This is a genomic window from Enterococcus sp. AZ067 (genome assembly GCF_051715005.1).
GTDB classification, from domain to species: domain Bacteria; phylum Bacillota; class Bacilli; order Lactobacillales; family Enterococcaceae; genus Enterococcus_D; species Enterococcus_D casseliflavus.
This window is the reverse complement of sequence record NZ_JBIOSY010000001.1, coordinates 249723-275303: the sequence shown is the minus strand read 5'-3', so window position 1 is coordinate 275303 and position 25581 is coordinate 249723. Positions and strand designations below refer to the sequence as shown.

Genomic DNA, 25581 nt, shown 5'->3' with positions numbered 1-25581 from the left:
TCCATCTTAATTATTATAGTTTGATTTCGATATTAACACCGCTTGGCAAGTCTAGCTTCATTAAAGCATCAACAGTTTTTGGTGTTGGATTCACAATGTCGATTAGACGTTTGTGTGTACGCATTTCGAATTGTTCGCGTGAATCTTTGTATTTGTGCGTCGCACGGATGATCGTGTACAAGCTGCGTTCAGTTGGTAATGGAATTGGACCAGATACGCCAGCTCCAGTTCTCTTTGCAGTTTCTACGATTTTATCCGCTGATTGATCTAAAATACGATGTTCATACGCTTTTAAACGGATACGAATTTTTTGTTTTGCCATTGTTTTCCCTCCTTCGCCTATTTTGAAAAGTAGACATAGCTCCACGAAAATTTTCCGTCACGCTCGTCCATGGCAAAGCGTCCGGGCGTGTCGCAACCTCTCGTTTCGTAGCCGGCAGAAAATTTCTTTGCTGCCAGTGTGACTTACGTATTTACGTAAACAGCACCTTTATGATTATATTACGGATAAACATTGATTGCAAGCTTTTTTTATGGAAAAACCGGGATTCTTTTGCATTTCTTTCAGAAAATTTTCTTTTGGTTTCGTAACACAAAAAAAGAAGCGTTGACCGCTTCTTTTAAGCACTTCTTCATTTCCTATTTATTATAGAAGAAAACCTGCTATTGCGGCGCTTCCTCCTCCATACGGTCTCGGGCGTGGGTATAGGCACCATGCCACACATGACCCACATAAGGATTGATCACCACTCCTTCTTTGATTGCCGCTGTGACAAAGGCTTTCGCTAACCGAACGCTTTCCACGACGGGTTTGCCTTTTGCAAGACCCGCAGTGATCGCAGCTGAAAAGGTGCAGCCTGCCCCGTGATTGAAATCGGTAGCGATTTTTTCACTTTCTAACAAGAGGAAGGATTGCCCATCATAAACGAGGTCAATGGCTTTTGCTCCTGGCAAGCGATGCCCCCCTTTGATCACGACGTATTTAGCACCTAATTCATGGATTTTTTCAGCAGCTTGCTTCATGGCCTCCACACTCGTCAAATCACCCAAACCTGAAAGAATCCCCGCTTCTACTAAATTGGGGGTGACAACATCTGCTAACGGCAACAAATGCGTGATGATGGCATCGACGCTTTTTGGCTGTAAGATTTCTGCAGTCCCTTTGCAAGCAATGACAGGATCGATCACCACATTTTTGACTTGCTGCTGTTGGATCATCTGCGCAGCTTGGACAATATTGTCTTCATTGCCTAACATGCCCGTTTTTAGAGCATCCATCGGATCACCTGCAAAAGCAGAGATCATTTGTTTTTCGACAAGCGCTGTTTCCATCGCCGTTACTTCATGGCTCCAACCTGCTTGTGGGTCCATCGTGACGATCGAAGCGATCGTGGCAAAACCAAAGACACCATATTCCTGAAATGTTTTTAAATCTGCTTCGATACCGGCACCTCCGGTTGAATCCGACCCAGCAATTGATAGGACTTTTTCCATCTTCCTCATCTCCTTGTGCTTTTTGCTAAGTATAGTCAATCTTCCCCTTGACGAAAAGAGCCATTTGGCTTATTTTTAAACCATCCAATTGAAAAAGGTGGTGCAGGATGGCTTCATCAAGTATCGACAAACAGAAGAAACAACCGATTTACCAGCAGATCGTGACTCATTTTATCGAAGAGATCCAAGCGGGAACCTATGGACCTGGGGATCGTTTGCCGCCAGAGCGCAGCCTCGCCCAGACTTTTGGCGTCAATCGTTCCACCGTCGTCAAAGCGTTAGATGAATTGAAAAGCTTAGGATGGATCGAACGAAAACAAGGCAGCGGCTCTCGTGTATTGGAAGGGCGTTGGGGGAACCGCCAAACGCCACTTTCTTATTTGCGCTCGTCTTTAAGCAGCCCTTATCTGCAGCAAGACCCTTACGTTCAACAGATTCAGCATTTGCGCACTGAGAAGGATGTGCTGGATCTGTACACAGGTGATCTACCTGCCGATCTGATCCCCGATTTCACGTTTCCTGCCTTTACCTGGGAAGAGATTCGCAAAGAAAGCACCAAAGTATTACCGACGGGTTATGAACCTTTGCAAGAAATCTTATTGCAGCACCTTGCTGATTCCTTCAATTTGCCCACCAACGGACAAAAACTAGTGATCACTGCTGGATCGACACAAGGAATCACCTTGCTAATGCAAGTCTTATTGCATGCGGGGGATTGTATCGCGACAGAGGACCCTTCTTTCTTGTTCTCTCTCCCCTTGTTTTCCACGATGAATGTCCAGCTGATCGGGATCAAGCAAGATAGCGAAGGGATGCGGCCTGCGGCATTGGAAAAAGTGTTGAAGGAAAAGAAGATCAAATTCGTCTATCTGAATCCCACCTTCCAAAATCCAACGGGTCATACTATGAGTGACCATCGGCGCCAAGCGATCATCCGCCTTTGCCAGACCTACCAAGTACCGATCATAGAAGACGATGTTTTTAGCGAGTTGGCTTTTGATAAAGTACCGCCCAAGCTAAAATCCATGGCTCCCGAAACCGTCATTTATTTAGGCTCGCTTTCAAAATTACTAGGATCATCCATCAAAATCGGCTGGCTTTTGGTGCCAGAAGCGTTAGCCGACCAATTTGCCCAAGCGAAAAAACGGATGGCGATCGATACCACGATCTTCCCGCAAGTCCTTGCCAACATCGCCTTACGCTCCTCTGATTACCACCAGCAGCAGCGGACACTGCTTGCAGAAATGGCCCAGCGTCAGCAAGACTTACTCCAACTCTTGCAGGCATTTCAGGAGGATTGGCAGTGGCAGCCGACGAAAGGTGGTCTTTACCTGTGGTTGACTTGGCGTCACCGCACATTGACTCGCAAAGATTGGTCACTCTTTTTGGCGAACGATTGCTTAGTAGCACCTGCGTTTCTTTTCAGTAACGATACGAATGGCTTGCGTTTGAACTATACCCGCTTAGCCAAAGATGATTTACCGCTATTTCAAGAACGATTCACAAAAATCACCCAACAGTTAAAGGAGCAAACCTATGAACGAAACCATTGAGCTTTTGCACAATCACCGCACTTACCGACAATTTGACCCTGACTACCGCTTGAGCCAAGAGCAAGTAACCGCGATTTTGACTGCGGCTCGTCAAGCACCTAGCTGGATGAACGGGCAAGCCTATTCGATCTTAGTGATCGACGACCCGCAGATTCGCCAACAAATGGTCGAATGGAATCCTGGCAATCCTCATATCGCAGCAAGTTCACTCTTTCTGCTATTTTTAGCTGATTTAAATCGAACCAAAAAAGTTGCTGACGAAAAACAGACTCCCTATCCAATCGATGAGGGCTATCAGCCACTATTGATCGCCACCACTGATGCCAGCATCGCTTTGCAATCTGGTGCGATCGCTGCTGAATCACTGGGCTTAGGCACCGTCATTTCTGGCAGTGTCCGCAAAGACAGCGCCAAAATCGCTGAATTGTTGCACTTACCAGAATATGTCTATCCTGTGGCTGGCTTGAGCATCGGTAAACCAATCGTAGAAATGAAGGTCAAACCTCGCTTGCCAGAAGAAGCGGTCATTCATTACAACCATTATCAGGACTATTCTTATGAGGCGATCGAAGCGTACGATCAAACGATGACTGCTTTTGGAGAAGCCCGCGAGACCAAACCATGGTCAGAAAAATTCGCTGGCTTTTACAGCAATCGTCCTGACCAAGGATTTGACGCCTTCTTGAAGAAGCAAAATCTAATAAAATAAAAAGCACCGCTCTCTTTAGCTTCGATGAACCGTAACGGATTCATCCACGCTAGAGAGAGCGGCTTTTTTCTACAAAAGTCAAAAAAAGAGCAAAAGCGCGTACGCTTTTGCTCTTCGATCAATCAAATTAAGCTTGGATTGAAGTTACAACGCCTGAACCAACAGTACGTCCGCCTTCACGAATTGAGAAACGAGTTCCGTCTTCGATAGCGATTGGGTGGATCAATTCAACGTCGATTGTTACGTTATCACCAGGCATAACCATTTCAGTTCCTTCTGGTAATTCAACAACACCAGTTACGTCAGTTGTACGGAAGTAGAACTGAGGACGGTAGTTAGTGAAGAATGGAGTGTGACGTCCACCTTCTTCTTTTGTTAAAACGTAAACTTCAGCTTTAAATTTTGTATGAGGTGTGATTGTACCAGCTTTAGCCAATACTTGTCCACGTTGGATGTCTTCACGAGCAACACCACGTAGCAATGCACCAATGTTATCCCCTGCTTCAGCATAGTCTAACAATTTACGGAACATTTCAACACCAGTTACAGTTGTTTTAGCAGTTTCTTCAGCAATACCAACGATTTCAACTTCGTCACCAACGCGAACTTGTCCACGTTCAACACGGCCTGTAGCAACAGTACCACGTCCAGTGATTGAGAATACGTCTTCGACTGGCATCATGAATGGTTTGTCAGTGTCACGCTCTGGAGTTGGAACGTATTCGTCAACTGCAGCCATTAATTCCATGATTTTTTCTTCGTATGAAGCATCGCCTTCAAGAGCTTTCAAAGCAGAACCAGCGATTACAGGAACATCGTCGCCTGGGAAGTCATATTCTGACAATAAGTCACGAACTTCCATTTCAACTAATTCTAGTAATTCTTCGTCATCAACCATATCCATTTTGTTTAAGAAAACAACGATGTATGGTACACCAACGTTACGTGATAACAAGATGTGTTCACGTGTTTGAGGCATAGGACCATCAGCAGCAGATACTACTAAGATCGCGCCGTCCATTTGAGCAGCACCAGTGATCATGTTTTTAACGTAGTCCGCGTGTCCTGGGCAGTCAACGTGAGCATAGTGACGTGCTTCAGTTTCGTACTCAACGTGAGCAGTTGAGATAGTGATTCCGCGTTCGCGTTCTTCTGGAGCGCCATCGATTTGGTCGTAAGCTGAAGCTTGAGCCAAACCTTTTTTAGATAATACAGTTGTGATAGCAGCTGTAAGTGTAGTTTTACCATGGTCAACGTGTCCGATCGTACCAATGTTTACGTGGGGTTTAGAACGGTCAAATTTTTCTTTTGCCATTTTAAAATGTTCCTCCTAAAAATGCAGTTTATTTTTTATATTTGATAGGTAGGGAGCCGCAGCTCCCCATCCCTTATCATCGATAATATTGTACACGAAACTCAGAAAAAAATATAGCTTTTTACTTAATTTCCTATACTTCCATCAATTATTCAGCTTTGCCGCCGTTTTTCTTGATGATTTCTTCTTGAACAGATTTAGGTACATCTTCATAGTGATCAAATGTCATCATGAACGTACCGCGACCTTGTGTTGATGAACGAAGTGTTGTTGCGTAACCGAACATTTCAGCTAATGGCACGATTGCGTTCACGATTTGTGAGTTACCGTGTGCTTCCATTCCTTCTACGCGTCCACGACGAGCAGTTACGTGACCCATAACATCACCTAAGTAATCTTCTGGTACAGTGATAACTACTTTCATCATTGGTTCAAGAATTACTGGGTTTGCTTTCTTCGCTGCAGCACGTAAAGCCATAGAAGCTGCAACACGGAAGGCAGTTTCACTTGAATCGACATCATGGTATGAACCATCATAAAGTTTTGCTTTGATGTCTACTAATGGGTAACCGGCTAAGACACCGTTCGCCATTGAGTCTTCAAGTCCTTTTTCAACTGCTGGGATGTATTCACGAGGAACCACACCACCGACAATCGCGTTTTCGAATTCGAAGCCTTTACCTTCTTCGTTTGGTGTAAATTCGACCCATACGTGACCGTATTGACCTTTACCACCAGACTGACGTACAAATTTACCTTCCGCTTGTGTTGCTGCACGGAATGTTTCACGATAAGAAACTTGAGGCGCACCTACGTTTGCTTCAACTTTAAATTCGCGACGCATACGGTCAACTAAGACGTCCAAGTGAAGTTCTCCCATACCAGCGATAACAGTTTCGCCTGTTTCAGCGTTTGTTTCCACACGGAATGATGGATCTTCTTCAGCAAGTTTTTGTAAAGCAACCCCCATTTTATCTTGGTCAGCTTTTGATTTAGGCTCAACAGCGACTTCGATAACTGGTTCTGGGAATTCGATTGATTCAAGGATTACTGGTGATTTTTCATCACATAGTGTATCCCCAGTTGTTGTGTCTTTCAAACCAACAGCAGCGGCGATATCGCCTGAGTATACTGTTTGGATTTCAGCACGAGTGTTGGCGTGCATTTGTAGGATACGACCGATACGTTCGCGCTTGCCTTTTGAAGCATTCAATACGTATGATCCAGAGTTCAAGATACCTGAATACACACGGAAGAATGTCAAACGACCTACGAATGGGTCAGTCATTACTTTAAATGCTAATGAAGCAAATGGTGCTTCATCGTCAGCCGGACGATCAGTTTCTTCGTCTGTTTTAGGATTGATCCCTTTAATCGCAGGAACATCAAGTGGTGAAGGCAAGTAGTCGATGACTGCATCCAACATCAATTGAACCCCTTTGTTTTTAAAGGCAGATCCGCAAAGAACAGGGAAAAAGTCAACAGTCAAAGTTGCTTGACGAATACCAGCTTTCAATTCTTCTTCAGTGATTTCTTCACCTTCCAAGAATTTCATCATTAGTTCTTCATCAGTATCAGCAACAGCTTCGATTAATTTTTCGCGCCATTCTTCAGCTAATTCTACGTATTCTTCAGGAATTTCAGTCTCTTGGATTTCAGTTCCTAAGTCATTTGTGTAGATTTCAGCTTTCATTTTTACTAAGTCGATAATACCAGTAAAGTCATCTTCCGCACCAATTGGTAATTGGATTGGGTGAGCATTTGCTTGTAAACGATCATGTAAAGTTGATACAGAGTATAAGAAGTCTGCACCAATTTTGTCCATTTTGTTACAGAATACAACACGTGGTACGCGGTAATCTGTCGCTTGACGCCAAACTGTTTCTGTTTGAGGTTCTACACCTGATTGTGAGTCCAACACAGTTACAGCACCATCAAGTACACGCAATGAACGTTGCACTTCGATTGTAAAGTCCACGTGTCCTGGTGTGTCGATGATATTTACGCGGTTTTCTTTCCATTGCGCAGTTGTCGCAGCAGAAGTGATTGTGATCCCACGTTCTTGTTCTTGTTCCATCCAGTCCATTTGAGAAGCACCTTCATGTGTTTCACCAATTTTATGGATTTTACCTGTGTAATAAAGGATACGTTCAGTTGTCGTTGTTTTACCAGCGTCAACGTGGGCCATGATCCCGATATTACGAGTTTTTTCTAGCGAAAATTCTCTTGCCATTCTAGGTTGTTCCCCTCTCATTCTTACTTAACTTAAGCTAAGGTTGTCTCAGTACCTTCCAATAAAAAGCAGTGAGGATCTTACCAACGATAGTGAGCAAATGCGCGGTTGGCTTCCGCCATTTTGTGTGTGTCTTCGCGTTTTTTCACAGAAGCACCAGTGTTGTTTGCTGCATCCATGATTTCTTTTGCAAGACGTTCTTCCATTGTGTGTTCGCCACGCAAACGAGCGTAGTTTACCACCCAACGAAGACCTAGAGTTGTACGACGTTCAGGACGTACTTCTACTGGTACTTGGTAGTTAGAACCACCGACACGGCGAGCTTTAACTTCCAATACAGGCATAATGTTTTTCATTGCTTGTTCGAAAACTTCCAATGGATCATTTCCTGTAGATTCTTTGATAATGCCAAAAGCATTGTAGATAATATTTGCAGCAACACCGCGTTTACCATCAACCATTACACGGTTGATCAAACGAGTTACTAATTTTGAGTTATAAATAGGATCTGGTAAAACATCACGTTTTGCAACAGGACCTTTACGAGGCATCCGTAACTCCTCCTTCCGAGATATCAGTTCTGATTTAAATAAGATTCATTTGATCTGTTTGTCTTAAAGATTAAGCTTTAGGACGTTTTGTACCATATTTAGAACGAGATTGTTTACGATCGTTAACACCGGCAGTATCCAATGCACCACGAACGATATGGTAACGTACCCCTGGTAAGTCTTTTACACGTCCACCACGTAACAAGACCACGCTGTGTTCTTGTAAGTTGTGTCCGATACCTGGAATATAAGCTGTCACTTCAATCAAGTTTGACAAACGAACACGCGCATATTTACGTAGAGCTGAGTTCGGTTTTTTCGGTGTCATAGTTCCCACACGAGTAGCTACCCCACGCTTTTGAGGTGAGTTAACATTCGTTTGAGCTTTCTTGAAACTGTTATATCCTTTGTTCAATGCTGGTGAATTTGATTTTTCAACCTTGGATTTACGAGGTTTACGTACTAATTGATTAATTGTAGGCATCCCTAGTTGTCCTCCTTCCTTGATTCGCTTTATAGTCCCACACATCCAGGTGGTTCTTTTTTTGCGATAAAAAATAATGCATTCTCTGCATTCATATCAACTATGCTTTGATAGACAGTCAGCACGTCTCCAACGAGAGACCTGTAGATAAAGCACCTTTGATAGAATATCATGCTTATTCTTACCTGTCAAGTATCCACCTAAGCTTTTTTCAAAAGAAATCTGTTACGAAAAAATCCGCAAATTTTGCGCTTCTTCCTATATAATAGAGACAAAGCATTTATTTAAAAAAGGCGGGAAGAAAATGAACCTAAAAGAAATGGTCGGCATTGAAGCGGCTAGTTATGTAAAAGATGGCATGGTCGTTGGCTTGGGCACTGGCTCAACAGCCTACTACATGATTGAAGAACTGGGTCGACGGGTAAAAGAAGAAGGTCTATCGATCACGGGTGTCCCAACTTCTTGGGCATCGAAAAAACAAGCAGAAGGATTAGGTATCCCGATTCGCACCATCGATGAAGTGGACGCTGTGGATCTTACGATCGACGGTGCAGATGAGATCAGCCAGGATTATCATGGCATCAAAGGCGGCGGTGCAGCCCTTTTATTCGAAAAAATCGTGGCGTCTAACTCCAAAAAAGTCTTATGGATCGTTGATGAATCGAAAATGGTCGAAACACTTGGTGCCTTCCCGTTGCCAGTGGAAGTGATCCCTTATGGCAGCCAACAGCTGCTGCGTCTGTTCGAGAAGAAAAACTACCATCCAAAACTGCGTCTGAATGAAGAAGGTGAACCGTTAAAAACCGATTGTAGCAATTACATCATCGATCTTCATCTAGAAACGATCACCGCTCCTACTGAGTTGGCACAGGAATTAGATGCTACAGTAGGCGTGGTTGAACACGGTCTGTTTTTGGATATGGTCCATACGATCATTGTCGGATTGCCTGAAGGCCCGAGTACCAAGCACGTTAGATAAAGGAAACAAAAAAGAGGAGCAATAATGCTTCTCTTTTTTTCGTTATTTTTCTTCAATCGACTTAATTTTTATTATTTTTTGTGCAAATTACCCTATCATTTAAGAAATAATTATGATACATTCAATAAAAAGGGAAAGGTAGGAGGGTTTATGAAAATCATAGGCTATGCTCGTTCAACGATCACCGACAACTCAACAAGTGAACAATTAAACAAGCTCGAAGAATTTGGGTGTCATGAATTTTTCCATGAGACATTTAGCGTGGAAGAAAGTGAAGAAAATCATTCATTGGAGTCAGTGGTGGCACAAATGCAGCCCGGCGACACCTTAGTCGTTACGGAACTGCATCGTTTAGGGAAAACCACCAGACAGCTGACCGATCTCACTGATCTATTAAAACAGCGAGAGCTTCATCTGGTTTCACTGGCAGAACAAATCGATACCCGCGGTCCGATGGGACAGGTTTACTTCAATTTAATGGAAGGACTTGCGATCATGGAACGCTCACTCATCAAAGAGCGCACGCTGGTCGGTTTAAATAAAGCCCGCAAAAAAGGCAAAATTGGCGGTCGTCCAAAAATCGATCCGAAAACGATCAAAAAAATCCGTCAATTGTACTACGAGAAAAAAGAAACGATTCAATATATTTCTGAAAAATGCGGTGTTTCTGTAGGTACATGCTATAAATACATAAAATTATCCGAAGAAGAATGGAACAAGTTACGTTCATAGTTGTCGACTCCCCCTAGAACAGCATGAAACAAAAGCGGTCCTCTTTTTAATGATCCCCTTTTGTTTTTCCTTAAGAATGGCGTTTTCCCCCAGCTTTTCCTCCAAAACCATGGAAATTCTTTGAGAAAGAGTGTACAATAAATACGGAATTGAAAATTTCAGAAAAATATCGAATATCTAAAGGAGAGTTTTACATGCCAAAATTAGTATTTTCTCGTCATGGACTAAGCGAATGGAACAAATTAAACCAGTTTACCGGTTGGGCTGATGTTGATCTAGCGCCAGAAGGTGTCGAAGAAGCAATCGAAGGCGGACGTAAAATCAAAGAAGCAGGCATCGAATTTGACGTTGCTTACACCTCTGTTTTAACTCGTGCCATCAAAACTTGTAATTACATTTTAGAATATTCTGATCAACTTTGGGTACCAACGATCAAATCATGGCGCTTAAACGAACGTCATTACGGTAAATTACAAGGTTTAAATAAAAAAGAAACTGCTGAAAAATACGGTGACGAACAAGTACACATCTGGCGTCGTTCTTACGATGTTTTACCTCCATTGATGGAAGCTTCAGATGAAGGTTCTGCTGCAAACGACCGTCGTTATGCAATGCTTGACCCTCGCGACGTACCTGGTGGAGAAAACTTAAAAGTTACTTTAGAACGTGCATTGCCTTTCTGGCAAGATGAAATCGCCCCAGCATTAAAAGACGACAAAACTGTCTTAGTTGCGGCTCACGGAAACTCTCTACGTGCATTAGCAAAACATATCGAAGGTATTTCTGACGAAGATATCATGGATCTTGAGATCCCAACTGGTCAACCACTTGTTTATGAATTGAACGATGATTTGACTGTTGCGAAAAAATACTACTTATAAGCCTCGCTTATCGCTGCCCTTTTTTAAAAAAGGGCAGTTTTTTTATTGGCATTTCCTCCCCCCTCTTTTATAATTGAGGGCGTACTCGAAAGGAGCTTACTATGAAACTAGTCAAAAATGATACCGTTTTATTTTTAGGTGACAGCATCACAGATTGCGATCGTGATCGCCAAGATCCCCACGATTTAGGACATGGGTTTGCCCGTCTCGTTGCCGATCAGCTGGCAGAAACATTCCCCACTGCAGGATTTACCTTTTATAATCGGGGGATCGGCGGCAACAAAGCTGCCGACGTCTTAGCCCGTCTCCAAGAAGATTGCCTTCAATTAACACCTGACGTCTTGGTCTTTATGATTGGGATCAACGACACGTGGCACAATGCCGGTGGTCCCGATTTTGGTTCAGAAGCTGCGGCAACGTCCTTTGAGGCAACCTACCGTCAAATTCTGGAACAAGTGACCCAACAGGGGATCACGCGCATTTTCTTGCTGGAACCTTTTGTTTTGCCATATCCTGAGAATCGCCAAACCTGGCGGATCGATCTTGATCCGAAAATCCAAATCGTTCGTCACTTAGCTGCCGCCTTTCATTGTCAACTGCTGCCGCTGGATGGCTTGTTTGCCGAAGCAGCCGTTGCTAGCTCCCCGCAGACACTGACAGGCGATGACGGTGTGCACCCCACTCCTGCTGGACACGCCTTGATTGCAGATCAGCTAATGGCCCGTTTGGCTTTTTCTTCTGAAGGGTAAATAAAAAGACCGCTCCGCGACAACCAAGTCGCAGGAACGGTCTTTTTTATGATTAAAGATAGGTTGAAGGAGTCAAGGAATCTTGGTAGATTGCAATCACGTCTTCTTCTTGCAGCGGTACATACGCATTTGTTGCAATAGAGCTGAATTGAACTGCTTGAGCCGCCATTTCAGCAAAATGGGTGTCATCGGCGATCCCTACTTCTGGCAAAGTCATCGGAATATCGCAAGAAGCAAAAAAGTCATACAGTTTTTGAATCCCCATTCGGGCAGCTAATTCTGGCACTGCTTCTTGGACACCAAAGACTTCTCTAGCAAACCGCGCAAATTTCGGCGCCGTTTCTTCATTCAACACATGAAGCATCCAGCGTGGGGTCAGGATCGCTAAGCCGATGCCATGGGTAATGTCATAAAACGCACTCAACTCATGCTCCATCGCATGACAAGACCAAGCACCACCCTTGCCGCTTCCAGTCAAACCATTTAAGGCTAAGGTGCTCGCCCACATCAAATTCGCCCGTGCATCATAGTCTGTGGGGTCATTTAATACGATGGGCAGATTTTTAATAACTGCTTTTAGCAATCCTTCTGCTACACCGTCTTGGACATCTGTTCCTTCTGTTTTACTGAAATAATTTTCAATCAGATGGCTCATGATATCCGCTGAACCGGCAGCCGTTTGATAGCGACTGACACTAAAGGTCGTTGTTGGATCTAAAAAAGATACTTTCGGTAAAAATTCGGGTCCGTGAACACCAAGTTTTTGTTTCGTTTCTAGATTAGAGATCACCGCGCCGCGATTCATTTCACTGCCAGTAGCCGCAAGGGTCAAGATCGTTACTAATGGAATCGCTGGTCCTTGATAGCTTCTGGAAAGAACTAAGTCCCAAGGCTCTTGCTCACTGCAAGCCGCCCCAGCGATCACTTTGCTGCAATCAATTACAGAACCGCCGCCAACAGCTAAAATGACGTCGATCTTTTCTGAACGACAAAGAGCGGCTCCTTGACGAACGGTTTCGATTCGTGGATTTGGATCGACACCAGTCAATTCAGTGACTTGATTGCCGTTGGCAGTCAATTGCGCCATGACTGCATCGTACAAGCCGTTTTTCTTGATACTGCCGCCACCATAGACTAGCAAGACGTTTTTTCCAAATGTATTCAGTACTTCTGGCAGCTCGTTCAGACGGTCTTTCCCAAAACGAATGTCCGTCGTTACATGAAACGTAAAATTATTCATTGTCTCGTCTCCTTTTTACACCTTTTCTTTTCATTAAACCATTTTCTGGCAAAAGTGCAACGCTTCTTCGTGGCTTTTTGCCAACAAAAAAAGATAACACATTCTCGGTTGCATGCAAACCAATACGATTTGGCTGCTTGCTCTATCAAAAGCAAGCAGCCTTCGCATCGTTCATGCACCGATCCTGCGGTATCTTTTTTTACGCGATCGCTGTTTCTAAGCCAACTTTGATCATGTCGTTAAATGTCGTTTGTCTTTCTTCTGGCGTTGTTTCTTCTCCAGTGATGATGTGGTCGCTGACGGTACAGATCGCTAAGGTTTGAACGTGGAATTTCGCCCCTAAATAGTATAAGGCTGCGGCTTCCATCTCAACACCCATCACCCCAAGGTCTGCCAACTGTAACGTTTCCGTCATGTCATCTTTGTAGAAGGTATCTTCAGATAAGATATTGCCGACGTGAGTCGTAAATCCTGATTCAATCGCTGTATCATAGGCTTTACGCAACAGTGCAAAGTCAGCGATTGGTGGGAAATGGAAACTTTGGAAGTTTTTTGCCACCATCGATGAACTTGTTGCTGCCGCTTGGGCAATCACAAGATCACGCACGTGGACATCTTTTGAGATGGCACCACACGTACCGACCCGAATCAATTTCTTCACGCCGTAAGAGTTGATCAATTCATGGGCATAGATACTCGCTGAAGGCATGCCCATGCCGGTTCCTTGGACAGAGACCCGCTCGCCCTTATAAACGCCTGTATAACCCAACATCCCCCGAACGTTGTTGTAACAGATCGGGTCTTCTAAAAATGTTTCAGCAATATATTTTGCCCGCAGTGGATCACCTGGTAACAAGATTTTGTCTGCGATCTCGCCTGCTTTTGCTTCGATATGAACGCTCATTCGTTTTTCTCCTTTGGTCTGCTTTTTATAGTACTGCTAACGTTTCTTTGATCAACGCTTTAAATTCTGCCTTGACCCGTTCCGTCGTTTCCACGACTTCTTCATGATTCAAGCTCGCTTGCATACCAGCAGCCAAGTTTGTGATACAAGAAACACCTAAGACTTTCAAGCCACTGTGAACAGCAACGATCACTTCCGGGACAGTCGACATACCGACAGCATCGGCGCCGATCGTCCGAGCAAAGCGGATCTCTGCTGGCGTTTCATACGTAGGACCTGAGAAGCCCATATAGACGCCTTCTTTTAAGTGCAATCCTTTTGATGCACCAACTTTTTGTGCCGCTTCCCGATAAGGCAAATGGTAGGCTTGGCTCATATCTGGGAAACGTGGACCCATTTCTTCTTCGTTTTCACCAATCAGTGGGTTGTCCCCCATAAAGTTGATTTGATCGGTGATCAACATCAAGTCTCCCGGCTGGAAGCTTTCGTTTACGCCGCCACAGGCATTGGTCACGACTAAAGAGTGAGCTTTCAATGCCGCCATCACACGGACGGGGTAAGTAACCGTCTGCATCGAATGGCCTTCATAATAATGGAATCGTCCTTGCATCGCTAAGACTTTTTTCCCAGCTAATGTTCCATAGACCAATTGTCCTGCATGACCAACCACTGTCGAAACAGGAAAATGCGGGATATCGTTGTATGGCAACACGATTGGGTTTTCGATCTCATCGGCTAATTCACCTAAGCCAGATCCTAAAATCAACCCAAATTCCACTTCACCGACGCCGCTTTCTTGGATAAATGCCGTTGTTTCTTGTAATTTCTCATGTAACGTTGTCATTTCATCACCTCTAGTTTAAATGTTGTAAAAAGCTTGTTCCGTTTTCTGTAGCTGAAACACCAAAGTTTTCAGCGATCGTTGCGGAAATATCCGCATAGTAGCCTTGTGGCAATTTGCCTTGGCCTTGGAATTTCTTGCTGTACGCTAATAATGGCACATATTCTCTCGTGTGATCCGTTCCCGTAAAGGTTGGGTCATTGCCGTGGTCAGCTGTGATCAACAACAGATCCTCGTCTCCCATTGCTTCTAAAAGTTCTGGAATACGCAAATCAAAATCTTCAATGGCATGGGCATATCCTACGACATCGCGACGGTGACCATAAAGCGCATCGAAGTCGACCAAGTTCGTAAAGCTTAGACCCGTAAAGTCTTGTTTCATCACCTTCAGTAATTGATCCACACCGTCCATATTGCTCTTCGTCCGTACAGAATCGGTGATTCCTTGCCCGTTGAAGATATCATTGATTTTCCCAACGGCGATCACGTCTTTTCCAGCTTCTTTCAATGAATCTAACACTGTATGGCCAAATGGATCGAGTGCGTAGTCATGACGATTGCTCGTACGAGTAAAGTTTCCAGGCTCACCGACATAAGGACGCGCGATGATGCGGCCGATCATATACGGCTCATCTTTCGTGATGTCCCGAACGTACTGACAAATACGATACAATTCTCCTAATGGAATGATTTCCTCATGAGCGGCGATCTGCAACACTGGGTCAGCCGAAGTGTAAACGATCAGATCCCCGGTCTTCATTTGATGTTCGCCAAAGTCATCAATGACTGCTGTCCCAGAATATGGCGCATTGCAGACGATTTTGCGTCCAGAGAACTCTTCGATCTGTTGCAATAATTCATCGGGAAACCCATCTGGAAATACGCGGAAAGGCTTTTGGATATTCAAGCCCATGATCTCCCAGTGCCCCGTCATCGTATCTTTCCCAACAGAAACTTCTTCCAATTTGGTTGCATACCCATCATGGTCAGCTACCGCCTTTACGCCTTCTAAAGGACGAATCGTACCTAGGCCTAATTGTTCCAAGTGAGGGATCGTTAAGCCTGCTTCTTTTGCAATATGGCCTAATGTATCTGAACCGACATCACCAAAAGCTGCCGCATCAGGTGCTTCACCAATTCCGACTGAATCCATCACGATCAAGTGTACACGTTTAAACATTCTATTCCCTACTTTCTTTATTTTATGCTTTTTCAAGCGGATCTACTACCTCTATCATACTAAACTTAAGCAAAAATTGCGCTGGGTTGCTTTGGAAATTTCCTGACGCTTTCCTTTCACCCAGAGGATAGAAAAAGGGCAGGACACAGCAACACATTCATGTCCCATAGCCCCACCCTTTCATACTGAAAAAATTATTTAGATTTAATGTAGTTCTTCCCGTTAGCTTTCGGACCAGCGGCTTTTCCAAGGAAAAGAACGAGCACGATGATCGTCAAGGCATAAGGCGCAGCTTGTAAGTAAACCGCTGGAATGGAAGAGATGATTGGCAGTTGGCCACCTACGATACTGATGTTTTGCGCAAAACCGAAGAAAATCGCTGCGCCCATCGCACCAAGTGGATTCCATTTACCAAAGATCATCGCAGCCATCGAGATAAACCCTTGACCGGCGATCGTTGTCACGGCAAAGCGACCCGCGATCGATTGAGCAAACAAGGCACCGCCCATCCCGCCAAGGAAACCAGAGATCAAGACACCTGAGTAGCGCATCACGTAAACATTGATCCCTAAGGTATCCGCTGCTTGTGGATGCTCACCGACAGAACGAAGACGCAACCCAAAGCGTGTTTTGAAAATCACGAACCACGCGATCACTGAGATCAAAATAGCGAAGTACGCCGGTAAGAATGTTTGATTAAAGAAAATCGGGCCAATGATAGGAATATCTTTAAGAATCGGGAAATTGAAATACCCCAATGTCCGTTGGATGTTATCCGTTTGCCCTTTGTTGTAGATCGCTTTGACTAAGAACACGGCCAAAGCTGGTGCCATCAAGTTCATCACCGTACCACTGATGATGTGGTCGGCACGGAAGTTGATGGTTGCCACCGCATGCAGCAAGGAGAAAACCACACCGACAAGTCCGCCGACGAGCATCCCTAACCACGGTGTCCACGCACCAAATTGTGACGCAAATTCAATATTGAAAACAATCGAGCTAAAAGCACCCATAACCATGATTCCTTCAAGACCCACGTTAACGATCCCGCTTCGCTCTGAGAACACGCCACCTAGCGCCGTCAAAATCAGAGGAGACGCATAAATCAATGTTTGAGTGACGATCGAAGAAATTAAACTAATATCCATTAGATGGTTCCTCCTTCCTGATCTTGATCGTTTGGTTGGGCTTCAATCTCCTGTACGACCAGCGCTTCTTTTTTGCCGTCAAAGATTTTTGCCAACAAGAAACGAATCACAAAACTGATCGCTACGAAGAAAATAATAATTGCGATATTAACATCAACTAATTCAGATGGAATACCTGCAAACTGCATGCCTTGTCCACCTAATTTCAAAATACTGAACAAGAGGGCTGAAAGCAAGATTCCGATCGATGAGCCGCTTCCTAACAAGGATACAGCCATACCGTCAAACCCGATGCTTAATGATGACCCTTGAACGAAGAAGTTTTCAAACGTTCCTAGTCCTTGAACGACTCCACCTAATCCGGCAAGTGTTCCAGAGATGATCATGGAGATAATGATCGTCCGTTTGCTACTCATCCCAGCATATTCAGAAGCGCTTGGGTTCAAGCCCACCGCGCGGATTTCATAACCAAGAGTGGTTTTTTTCATCAAGAACCAAACCAAAACTAAGAAGATCAAGGCTAAGAAGATCCCTAAGTTCAAGCGAGAGTTGCTCGTGATGCTTGCTAGAAACGGCGTCTGCATGGAGGCATTTTCCCCCACCATTTTTGTGACCCCTTTTGTCGTGATCATGGATTCGCTCATCACATTATTGACTAAATGGTTCCCCGTATAAAGCAAAATATAGTTCATCATGATCGTCACGATGACTTCACTTGTTCCAAAGAATGCCCGTAGGAAACCAGGAATCGCAGCTGCGATCGCCCCGCATAAAGCCCCTACGATCACGGCTAATGGCAAGACCACCAACCGAGGCGCATCTGGCATCGCTAGTGCGACCCAGATACTGGCAACCCAACCTGCTAGCGCTTGACCAGAAAGACCGATATTGAAGAATCCGGCTGAGTTTGCAACGGCAAACCCCAGAGCGGTAAAGATCAATGGTCCTGCTGTAACAAAAATCTCACCAATGTTGCGGGCATTTAACCCACCTGTTTGTCCGTTGATAAAAACGGTCCGAAACATTTGTGTATACCCTGTGATCGGGCTGTAGCCGAAGGCCGCCATGATGATTCCGCCAAGGACGAATCCCAACAAGACAGCGATGATCGGCACTAATATATTGCGGATCTTTTCTTTGCGGTTATTCAACCGAACCACCTACTTCCTCCATTTGCAGCTCTCGTCTTGCTTCCTCCAAGGAGTACCCTGCCATCAACAAGCCAAGCTCTTTCTCTGATGTTTCTTTCGGATCAACGACCCCAACGATCTCACCAGCATGAATAACAGCAATGCGGTCTGATACATTCAAAATTTCATCTAATTCAAAGCTGACTAATAAAACAGCTTTGAACTTATCCCGTTGTTCAATCAAGCGTTTGTGGATAAATTCGATCGCTCCGACATCCAACCCACGGGTCGGATTGGCAACGATCAATAGATCAGGATCGCGGCTGATTTCTCGTGCGATAATCGCTTTTTGTTGATTCCCGCCGGACAATGCTCGTGCCGGTACGATCTCATTGACTGTTCGTACATCAAATTCTTGAATCAAGTCACGAGCAAACTCGTTGATCTCTCCATAATCCAAGACACCTGCATTACTCAAAGGTTTTTTGTAGTAGGTTTGCAAGGCGATGTTTTCTGATAACATCATATCCAAGACAAGCCCGTATTTATGGCGGTCTTCTGGCACATGACCAACGCCGGCTTCGGTGACTTTCCGAGGCTTGAAGTTGGTGATGTCATCGCCATTCAGCAAGACCTTGCCGCTTTCGACTTTCCGTAAACCAGTGATGGCTTGTAACAGCTCTGATTGCCCATTGCCATCGATCCCAGCAATCCCCAATACTTCACCTGCACGTACTTCTAAGCTTAAGTTTTTGACTGCTTCTAAGCCACGGTTTTCTTTTACAACTAAGTTTTCAACAGAAAGCACGACTTCTTTTGGTGACGCCTCTTTCTTCGGTGTCTTGAAGGACACAGAACGACCAACCATCATATCGGCCAACTGTTGGGAGCTGACGTCTTTGACATTGACAGTGCCGATCCCTTGCCCCCGACGGATAACTGTACAGCGGTCTGCCACCGCTTTGATCTCATCCAGTTTGTGGGTGATCAAGATGATCGATTTGCCTTCACGTACCAATCCGCGCATGATCTCGATCAGCTCTTCGATTTCTTGCGGTGTCAAAACTGCCGTTGGTTCATCAAAAATCAGTACATCTGCGCCGCGGTAAAGAGTCTTCAAGATCTCTACCCGTTGCTCCATCCCAACAGAGATGTCACGCACATAAGCATCTGGATCAACCGATAAACCATATTGTTCAGAAACTTTTTTGATTTCTTTGCGGGCTTTCTTGCGATCTAACACACCGAGATGATGTGGTTCGCTCCCCAAAATGATATTTTCTGTTACAGTAAAGGCGTCTACCAGCATGAAATGCTGATGCACCATACCGATCCCCAATTTGTTTGCTGCGGTCGGACTCGTGATATTCACTTTTTCACCATTCATCCAGATTTCACCAGATGTTGGTTCCAATAATCCTGACAGCATATTCATCAAGGTCGACTTGCCCGCTCCATTTTCACCAAGCAATGCGTGGATTTCTCCTGGCCTTACTTGCAAGTTGACATCGTCATTGGCTTTGAACGTTCCAAACTCTTTGGTGATATGACGCATTTCTACAACATATTTTTCCTCAGCCAAATTACTCACATCCTTACTTTCTAATTCGCTTATACAAACCATTCGTCATGTCAAAAAAATAATTGCTATTGCTTAGGATGATTACTATCCTCATGAAAACCCGTAGCTTTCATCAACATAGTAATCCAACAACGATCATCTTGCCCTAAACTAGGGCAAGATAACCGAAAAAACAACTTTATTTTTCAGGTGTTTCTGGTACTTCTACTTTGCCGTCGATCACGTCTTGTTTCGCTGTTTCGATCGCTGCTTTGGCATCATCTGAAAGGAACCCTTCAGTAATGTCTACACCGCCATCTTTCAAGCCGTAAACAATGTGTTCGCCGCCAGGGAAGTTGTCTTCTAACGCACGAGTTGAGATATCTTGTACCGCTGCGCCAACACCTTTCAATGTTGAAGCCAATGTGAAGTTATCTTCTTTGCCGTCAGCAGTTGTGTATTTTCCTTCGTCTTGTTGATCGCTATCCACACCGATGACCCAAACTTTTTTGTCTTCTAGGTCTGCTTCGTTCAATTGTTCATTGATTGCTTTTGCTTCTTGGAAGACACCTGCACCAGTACCACCAGATGCGTGGAAGATTACGTCAACGCCACTTTGGTACATTGAAGCTGCCAATGCTTTCCCTTTAGCAGGATCACCAAATGATGCTGCATATTGAGGATCAACCGTGATTTCTTTGCCTAATTTTTCAGCTGCGTCTTGAACGCCCTTCATGAAACCAGCTTCGAAACGGTCGATAACGACGCCTTCTTCACCACCGATGAAGCCGACTTTGTTTGTTTTGGTTGTATACGCTGCGGCAAAACCAGCTAAGTAAGCTGCTTCGTTATCTTTAAATGTTGCTGAAACAACGTTGTCTTTGCCTTCGATCACATCATCGATGATTCCGAATTGTGTATCAGGGTTTTGGTCAGCTGCTGCTGCGATTGAATCTTTCAATAAGTAACCCACACCGAAAACTGTTTTGAAACCATTTTGAACGGCACCATTTACGTTGGTTGTGTATTCTGAAGCTTCATTTGATTGCACGTAGTCATAACCACCAGCACCGCGAGCGATCCCGTGTTCCTCACCCCATGCTTCTAAGCCTTCCCACGCTGATTGGTTGAATGAACGGTCATCCACCCCACCGATATCGGTAACGATTGCGACACTATGCGCTGCATCAGTCGTACCGTCTGCAGAACCTCCGCCAGTTGAATCAGTTGAACCTGAATTTCCTCCGCCACAAGCACCAAGTAAAGTCAACCCAGCTACTGCAACAATACCTAAACTAAATAATTTTGCTTTTTTCATTGCTGTAAAGCCCCCTAAAAATATAGTTTTTTTCAACAGCCGCATCGACTGAATGAACATGGTTTATAAATCTTTGTTCGTGAAGTAATAAGGCAATAGGCCTTCTACCGTGGTTTCTTTGATGACACCATCATCGCCGACTAAGGTCACCGGCATATCTGGCGCACAAAATTCCACCATGACCTGGCGGCAAGCACCGCAAGGAGAGATCGGTTCTGGCGTATGACCCGCCACAACCAAATGTTGAAACTCTTTTTCGCCTTCAGAAACGGCTTTGAAAAAAGCGGTTCGTTCTGCGCAATTTGTTAAGCCATATGAGGCATTTTCAATGTTGATCCCTTGATATATCGTACCATTTTTGGCAACGAGACAAGCACCGACCGGAAACTTAGAGTACGGCACATACGCTTTATCTAAGGCGGAAACGGCGGTGTCGATCCACTCTTTTTTCGCTATTGTCATTGTCTTCCCCGCTCTTATTTTTATTTTTTGCTACTTTACTTAATAATGCTAAGCTTAGTAGCCAGCACCTGTTGAGCCAGTCACGATAGCAACACTTGCGCTTGTTCCTAAGCGGTTTGCGCCCGCTTCGACCATAGCTGCAGCTTCTGCTTCGTTGTGGATACCACCAGAAGCTTTGACACCCATTTCTGGTCCTACTGTTTCACGCATCAAGCGAACATCTTCAACGACTGCCCCACCAGTTGAAAAGCCAGTTGAGGTTTTCACGAAATCTGCACCAGCTGCTTTGGCTAATTCACAGGCTTTGACGATTTCTTCGTTGTCTAATAACGCTGTTTCAATGATTACTTTGACAAGCGCTTTGTCTTTGGCTGCTTCAACGACTGCTTCGATGTCTGCTTGAACTTTTTTGTATTGTTTTGATTTCAAGGCACCTACGTTGATTACCATATCGACTTCATCTGCGCCGTTTTTGATCGCATCTGTTGTTTCATAAGCTTTGACCTCAGATGTGTTTGCCCCTAAAGGAAAACCGATCACGGTACAAACAGCCGTTGGTTCGCCTTGTAATTTTTCTGCTGCTAATGAAACCCACGTTGGATTGATGCAGACAGAATAGAAGTGATAGGTTTTTGCCTCTTCGATGATTCGTAAAACATCTTCCTCCGTTGCGTCTGCTTTCAAAATCGTGTGGTCGATCATGCGATTCAATTCCATTTTTATTCGCTCCTTATTCTGTAATAATGTCATGGATCAATGGCGGTTCTGCGCCATCTTCCCCAATTTCAATATTTTGGTCGATCAATGCTTTGACATCCTCGATTGCTTCGGTGTTGCTATAGATCGTCAATAGCGATTCTCCTTTGCTTACGGATTCGCCAACTTTCTTATGCAATTTGATGCCCACGGCATGGTCGATGTCTTCGTCTTTGGTCTTACGACCTGCCCCTAACATCATCGCCGCGATCCCTAGCTCATTGGCAACTAATTTCGTCACCACGCCGCTCGTTTTCGCTGGGACTTCCACTTCATATTTCGCTGTCAAAATCTTGCTCGGGTCATCGATCACTGTAGCGTCTCCGCCTTGGTCTGTGATCATCTGTCTGAATTTTTCTAACGCTTTGCCTGAATGCAGGGCTTCTTCCAACAGTTGGCGTGCTTCTTCCAATGAATCAGCTTTTTTCGCTAAAACGACCATTTGGCTGCCCAGTGCATAGCACATTTCTTCCAAGTCTTTCGGTCCTTTTCCTTGCAGTGTCTCAATGGCTTCCACCACTTCCAAACTGTTGCCGATCGCTTCCCCTAAAGGCTGTGACATATCAGAAATGACTGCCATCGTTTGGCGATTTGCCAATTTTCCGATGCGGACCATCGTTTGGGCTAAGCGTTTGGCATCCTCCAAGTTTTTCATAAAGGCGCCATCGCCTGTGGTTACATCTAACACGATCGCATCGGCACCTGCCGCGATTTTTTTACTCATGATCGAGCTGGCGATCAATGGGATCGAACTAACCGTTGCCGTCACATCTCGTAAGGCATACAGTTTTTTGTCTGCAGGAGCTAAATCTCCTGATTGACCGATCACGGCCACTTTGCTTTCGTTGACTAATCGGATAAAGTCGGCTTCAGAAAGCTCGATTTTAAATCCAGGGATCGCTTCAAGCTTGTCTAACGTCCCACCAGTATAGCCTAAGCCGCGCCCAGACATTTTCGCAACTGGTACGCCAACACTAGCCACTAAGGGCGCTAAGATCAATGTGGTCGTATCACCAACACCGCCAGTCGAATGCTTATCGACTTTGATTCCTTCAATTGAGGATAGGTCGATCACTTCACCAGAATTTGCCATTGCTAGCGTTAAGTTCGTGATCTCTTCATCTGTCATATCTACATAAAAAATAGCCATCAACAAGGCACTCATTTGATAATCTGGAATACTTCCTTCAGTATACGCAGTTACAATGTAGTCAATTTCTTCCTTCGTCAATGACTTGCCGTCACGTTTCTTTTCAATTAAATCCACCATTCGCATCGAAATGACCCTCGCTTCCTTTAACATTATACAATAATTTTTCGTAGGGTAAACCACTTTAGTAAAACAGTTTACTAAATATCGCAAAACTATGAAAACACTTACAAGAAGAAATATACCGCATTATTTCTCGCTTGTCAATGTCTTCACGCTCTCACGAATAATTAATTTTGTATCAAAAATCTTATTTGGAATTCGCCGTGTCGGAAACTCAATGGCGTCCACTAAAAACTTCGCTGCGGTAAACCCGATCTCAAAAGTCGGCTGCATGACCGTGGTAAGCGGTGGTGTGATGTATTCCGATAATTTCAAGGCATCAAAGCCGATCACCGAGTAGTCTTCTGGTACTTTTTTGCCCGCCTCATAAATCGCTTGATAACAGCCGATCGCCATGGCATCGTTGCCACAGAAGAACGCTGTGATCTCTTTGTACTTCAATAATTCCTTCGTTGCTTCGTACCCGCCAGTAACCGTTAATTCAGCATTTTCTACATATCGGCCTTTAAAAGGGATCTGATGATCCTTTAAGGCATGGCGATAGCCATTGAACCGTTCCTCTAATTGATAGTAGCCGGTGATTTCTTTGAGCATCGCAATGTTGCGGTGACCATTTTTGATCAAATAGCTGACGGCTTGGTAGGCGCCTTCGTATTCTTTCACGATCAAACGACCATTGTCCCGTTGATTGATCCCACGATCGACTAAAATAATTGGTCGGTCATCAAAGAACCCGCTCTTCAAGGAATAATCCTCTGGCAGCAAATGCGGCGTCGCTAATAAGATGCCATCTACCGAACGATGAGACAGTTCATTCAAATATTGAACCTCTTTTTCTTGGCTGTGGCGCGAATTGCATAACACTAGCATGTAACCTAGTGGATTGAAATAACTTTCCGCCCCTTCAATGACTTTAGAGAAAAAGAAATCCGTCACATCAGGCACGATCATTCCGATCGTTTTTGAATGGCGGTTGATAAGATTCGAAGCAAAAAAATCCGGCTTATAGTGATATTTATTTACGATATCTAAGACCCGCTTTCGGGTTTCTTCACTAAAACGGCTGCCTTTATTGTTTAGGATCTGCGACACGGTCGTGACAGAGACGCCAGCCATTTCAGCAATCTGTTTAATCGTCAATTTCATCTGCTTCTCTCCTCTCTTGCCTAAAGTGTAGCAAATTTTTCTCAAAAAAAATAGCACACTTTCAACAAGTGTGCGACTTTCTTTTTCGTTGATCAAAAGTGGCCCGCTGATACAGACAGCTCTTTTAGCGGAGCTGCGATTGCCCCAAAGGCTGATGACAAAAGGCTTTTTTGAGAAACCAACTGGTCCAGTTGCCGCTAACCAGTGCTTGTCTTGGCGATGCCTTTGATCTGTTGAGAATCAAGGAGCAGCTACGCTTCTTTTACGCTTTGAATGATGTAATAGCCTTTGTCTTTTTTGATGATTTCGGCATTGCCAAAGGTCTCTTGCATTTTCTTTTGAGCACTCGGCGCCCCTTGTTTCTTTTGGATCACGATCGTTAAAGTCCCGCCTGCTTTAAGCAAAGGAAACGCCCCCGTCAAAATCTCATGAACGACTTCTTTTCCTGCCCGAATCGGCGGATTGCTGAGGATCGCCGCATAAGCAGGTTGATTTAATTGGGCATAGATATTGGATTGATGGATATCTACCTGTTCAATGCCGTTACGCTGGGCATTGCCTTTTGCCAAATCCACTGCCCGCTGATTGATATCGATCATCTCGACAGGTCGTTGACTCGCATAAGCTAACGCTAAGCCAACAGGTCCGTAGCCGCACCCAACGTCCAGCAGACTTCCTTCTGGCAGCTCCCCCCACTCAAACGCATCGATCAGCACCCGCGAGCCATAGTCCACCGTGTCACGGGAAAACACCCCGCTATCTGTCACAAAATGAAACTTCTTTCCTCTTAATTCAAACGACCACTGTTCAAAATCATGGGCCGTATCAGGATTTTCTGTATAGTAATGATTACTCATGGTTATGCTCCTTTCTTCTATTTCCTCTTCGCTTGTTTTTTCTACTGGTTTCTACTGGTTTCTACTAGTTTTTCCTTGTTTCTTC

General features: G+C 44.5%; 25 protein-coding genes. 6 read left to right on the top strand and 19 right to left on the bottom strand.

The window, feature by feature from the left end:
• Positions 1–13: 13 nt before the first annotated feature.
• Positions 14–322 (bottom strand): 30S ribosomal protein S10, encoded by a 309-nt coding sequence (rpsJ, locus tag IGI82_RS01295; protein ID WP_003127966.1) that lies wholly within the window; start codon positions 320–322, stop codon positions 14–16.
• 341 nt (positions 323–663) lie between these two features.
• Entirely contained in the window at positions 664–1494 is an 831-nt protein-coding gene (gene thiD / locus IGI82_RS01290; RefSeq protein WP_438841726.1) for a bifunctional hydroxymethylpyrimidine kinase/phosphomethylpyrimidine kinase, read from the bottom strand.
• A gap of 107 nt (positions 1495–1601) precedes the next feature.
• Here thiD and IGI82_RS01285 point away from each other — a divergent pair, with 107 nt between their 5' ends.
• A complete protein-coding gene (locus tag IGI82_RS01285; protein ID WP_438841725.1) occupies positions 1602–3047 on the top strand; it encodes a PLP-dependent aminotransferase family protein in 1446 nt (481 codons plus the stop codon).
• Positions 3031–3756 (top strand): nitroreductase family protein, encoded by a 726-nt coding sequence (locus IGI82_RS01280; protein WP_015508810.1) that lies wholly within the window; start codon positions 3031–3033, stop codon positions 3754–3756. The genes IGI82_RS01285 and IGI82_RS01280 overlap by 17 nt, the downstream gene beginning before the upstream one ends.
• Positions 3757–3883: 127 nt before the next feature.
• Here IGI82_RS01280 and tuf read toward each other — a convergent pair whose 3' ends face one another.
• The 4 genes from tuf to rpsL form a co-directional block, all read right to left on the bottom strand.
• On the bottom strand, positions 3884–5071 hold the full coding sequence (gene tuf, locus IGI82_RS01275; RefSeq protein ID WP_005226902.1) for an elongation factor Tu: 1188 nt from the start codon (positions 5069–5071) through the stop codon (positions 3884–3886).
• A gap of 148 nt (positions 5072–5219) precedes the next feature.
• Positions 5220–7304 (bottom strand): elongation factor G, encoded by a 2085-nt coding sequence (gene fusA / locus IGI82_RS01270; protein ID WP_005226900.1) that lies wholly within the window; start codon positions 7302–7304, stop codon positions 5220–5222.
• 80 nt (positions 7305–7384) lie between these two features.
• Complete coding sequence (gene rpsG / locus IGI82_RS01265; protein ID WP_003127957.1) at positions 7385–7855, bottom strand: 30S ribosomal protein S7; 471 nt, start codon at positions 7853–7855, stop codon at positions 7385–7387.
• A 70-nt stretch (positions 7856–7925) separates the two neighbouring features.
• Complete coding sequence (gene rpsL / locus IGI82_RS01260) at positions 7926–8339, bottom strand: 30S ribosomal protein S12 (RefSeq protein ID WP_003127956.1); 414 nt, start codon at positions 8337–8339, stop codon at positions 7926–7928.
• 304 nt (positions 8340–8643) lie between these two features.
• Between rpsL and rpiA the strand changes: the two genes are divergently transcribed.
• The 4 genes from rpiA (at position 8644) to IGI82_RS01240 (ending at position 11680) form a co-directional block, all read left to right on the top strand.
• Positions 8644–9318, top strand: coding sequence for a ribose-5-phosphate isomerase RpiA (gene rpiA, locus IGI82_RS01255; RefSeq protein ID WP_010748612.1), 675 nt, complete (start codon positions 8644–8646; stop codon positions 9316–9318).
• A gap of 150 nt (positions 9319–9468) precedes the next feature.
• Positions 9469–10050 (top strand): recombinase family protein, encoded by a 582-nt coding sequence (locus IGI82_RS01250; protein ID WP_005226873.1) that lies wholly within the window; start codon positions 9469–9471, stop codon positions 10048–10050.
• Between the two features lie 194 nt (positions 10051–10244).
• Positions 10245–10931, top strand: coding sequence for a 2,3-diphosphoglycerate-dependent phosphoglycerate mutase (gene gpmA / locus IGI82_RS01245; RefSeq protein WP_005226871.1), 687 nt, complete (start codon positions 10245–10247; stop codon positions 10929–10931).
• Between the two features lie 101 nt (positions 10932–11032).
• Complete coding sequence (locus IGI82_RS01240; RefSeq protein WP_438841724.1) at positions 11033–11680, top strand: SGNH/GDSL hydrolase family protein; 648 nt, start codon at positions 11033–11035, stop codon at positions 11678–11680.
• Positions 11681–11732: 52 nt separating this feature from the next.
• Here the strand turns inward: IGI82_RS01240 and IGI82_RS01235 are convergent, their stop codons facing one another.
• The 13 genes from IGI82_RS01235 to IGI82_RS01175 all read right to left on the bottom strand — a co-directional run bounded on the left by IGI82_RS01235 (position 11733) and on the right by IGI82_RS01175 (position 25496).
• On the bottom strand, positions 11733–12920 hold the full coding sequence (locus IGI82_RS01235; protein ID WP_438841723.1) for an iron-containing alcohol dehydrogenase: 1188 nt from the start codon (positions 12918–12920) through the stop codon (positions 11733–11735).
• Positions 12921–13119: 199 nt separating this feature from the next.
• Positions 13120–13824 (bottom strand): purine-nucleoside phosphorylase, encoded by a 705-nt coding sequence (gene deoD, locus IGI82_RS01230; RefSeq protein ID WP_005226852.1) that lies wholly within the window; start codon positions 13822–13824, stop codon positions 13120–13122.
• A gap of 25 nt (positions 13825–13849) precedes the next feature.
• Positions 13850–14668: a purine-nucleoside phosphorylase gene (locus IGI82_RS01225; RefSeq protein WP_005226849.1), complete on the bottom strand. Its 819-nt coding sequence runs from the start codon at positions 14666–14668 to the stop codon at positions 13850–13852.
• Positions 14669–14678: 10 nt separating this feature from the next.
• Complete coding sequence (gene deoB, locus IGI82_RS01220; RefSeq protein ID WP_438841722.1) at positions 14679–15845, bottom strand: phosphopentomutase; 1167 nt, start codon at positions 15843–15845, stop codon at positions 14679–14681.
• 194 nt (positions 15846–16039) lie between these two features.
• Positions 16040–16993 (bottom strand): ABC transporter permease, encoded by a 954-nt coding sequence (locus IGI82_RS01215; RefSeq protein ID WP_005232556.1) that lies wholly within the window; start codon positions 16991–16993, stop codon positions 16040–16042.
• Positions 16993–18144, bottom strand: a complete 1152-nt coding sequence (locus IGI82_RS01210; RefSeq protein ID WP_005226844.1) for an ABC transporter permease — start codon at positions 18142–18144, stop codon at positions 16993–16995. The genes IGI82_RS01215 and IGI82_RS01210 overlap by 1 nt, the downstream gene beginning before the upstream one ends.
• The gene (locus IGI82_RS01205) at positions 18137–19747 is read right to left on the bottom strand and encodes an ABC transporter ATP-binding protein (RefSeq protein WP_005232559.1); all 1611 of its coding nucleotides are present in this window, start codon (positions 19745–19747) and stop codon (positions 18137–18139) included. Before IGI82_RS01205 ends, IGI82_RS01210 begins: the two co-directional genes overlap by 8 nt.
• Positions 19748–19883: 136 nt before the next feature.
• Complete coding sequence (locus IGI82_RS01200) at positions 19884–21002, bottom strand: BMP family lipoprotein (protein WP_015508805.1); 1119 nt, start codon at positions 21000–21002, stop codon at positions 19884–19886.
• Positions 21003–21065: 63 nt separating this feature from the next.
• Positions 21066–21464 (bottom strand): cytidine deaminase, encoded by a 399-nt coding sequence (locus IGI82_RS01195; protein ID WP_005226837.1) that lies wholly within the window; start codon positions 21462–21464, stop codon positions 21066–21068.
• 54 nt (positions 21465–21518) lie between these two features.
• Complete coding sequence (gene deoC / locus IGI82_RS01190) at positions 21519–22181, bottom strand: deoxyribose-phosphate aldolase (RefSeq protein WP_005226835.1); 663 nt, start codon at positions 22179–22181, stop codon at positions 21519–21521.
• Positions 22182–22194: 13 nt separating this feature from the next.
• Positions 22195–23496, bottom strand: coding sequence for a pyrimidine-nucleoside phosphorylase (locus tag IGI82_RS01185; protein ID WP_005226834.1), 1302 nt, complete (start codon positions 23494–23496; stop codon positions 22195–22197).
• Positions 23497–23619: 123 nt separating this feature from the next.
• Positions 23620–24639 carry a LacI family DNA-binding transcriptional regulator gene (locus IGI82_RS01180; protein WP_005226832.1) on the bottom strand — a complete coding sequence of 340 codons (1020 nt, stop codon included), beginning with the start codon at positions 24637–24639 and terminating at the stop codon, positions 23620–23622.
• Between the two features lie 251 nt (positions 24640–24890).
• Positions 24891–25496: a class I SAM-dependent methyltransferase gene (locus IGI82_RS01175; RefSeq protein WP_008376416.1), complete on the bottom strand. Its 606-nt coding sequence runs from the start codon at positions 25494–25496 to the stop codon at positions 24891–24893.
• Positions 25497–25581 lie beyond the last annotated feature (85 nt).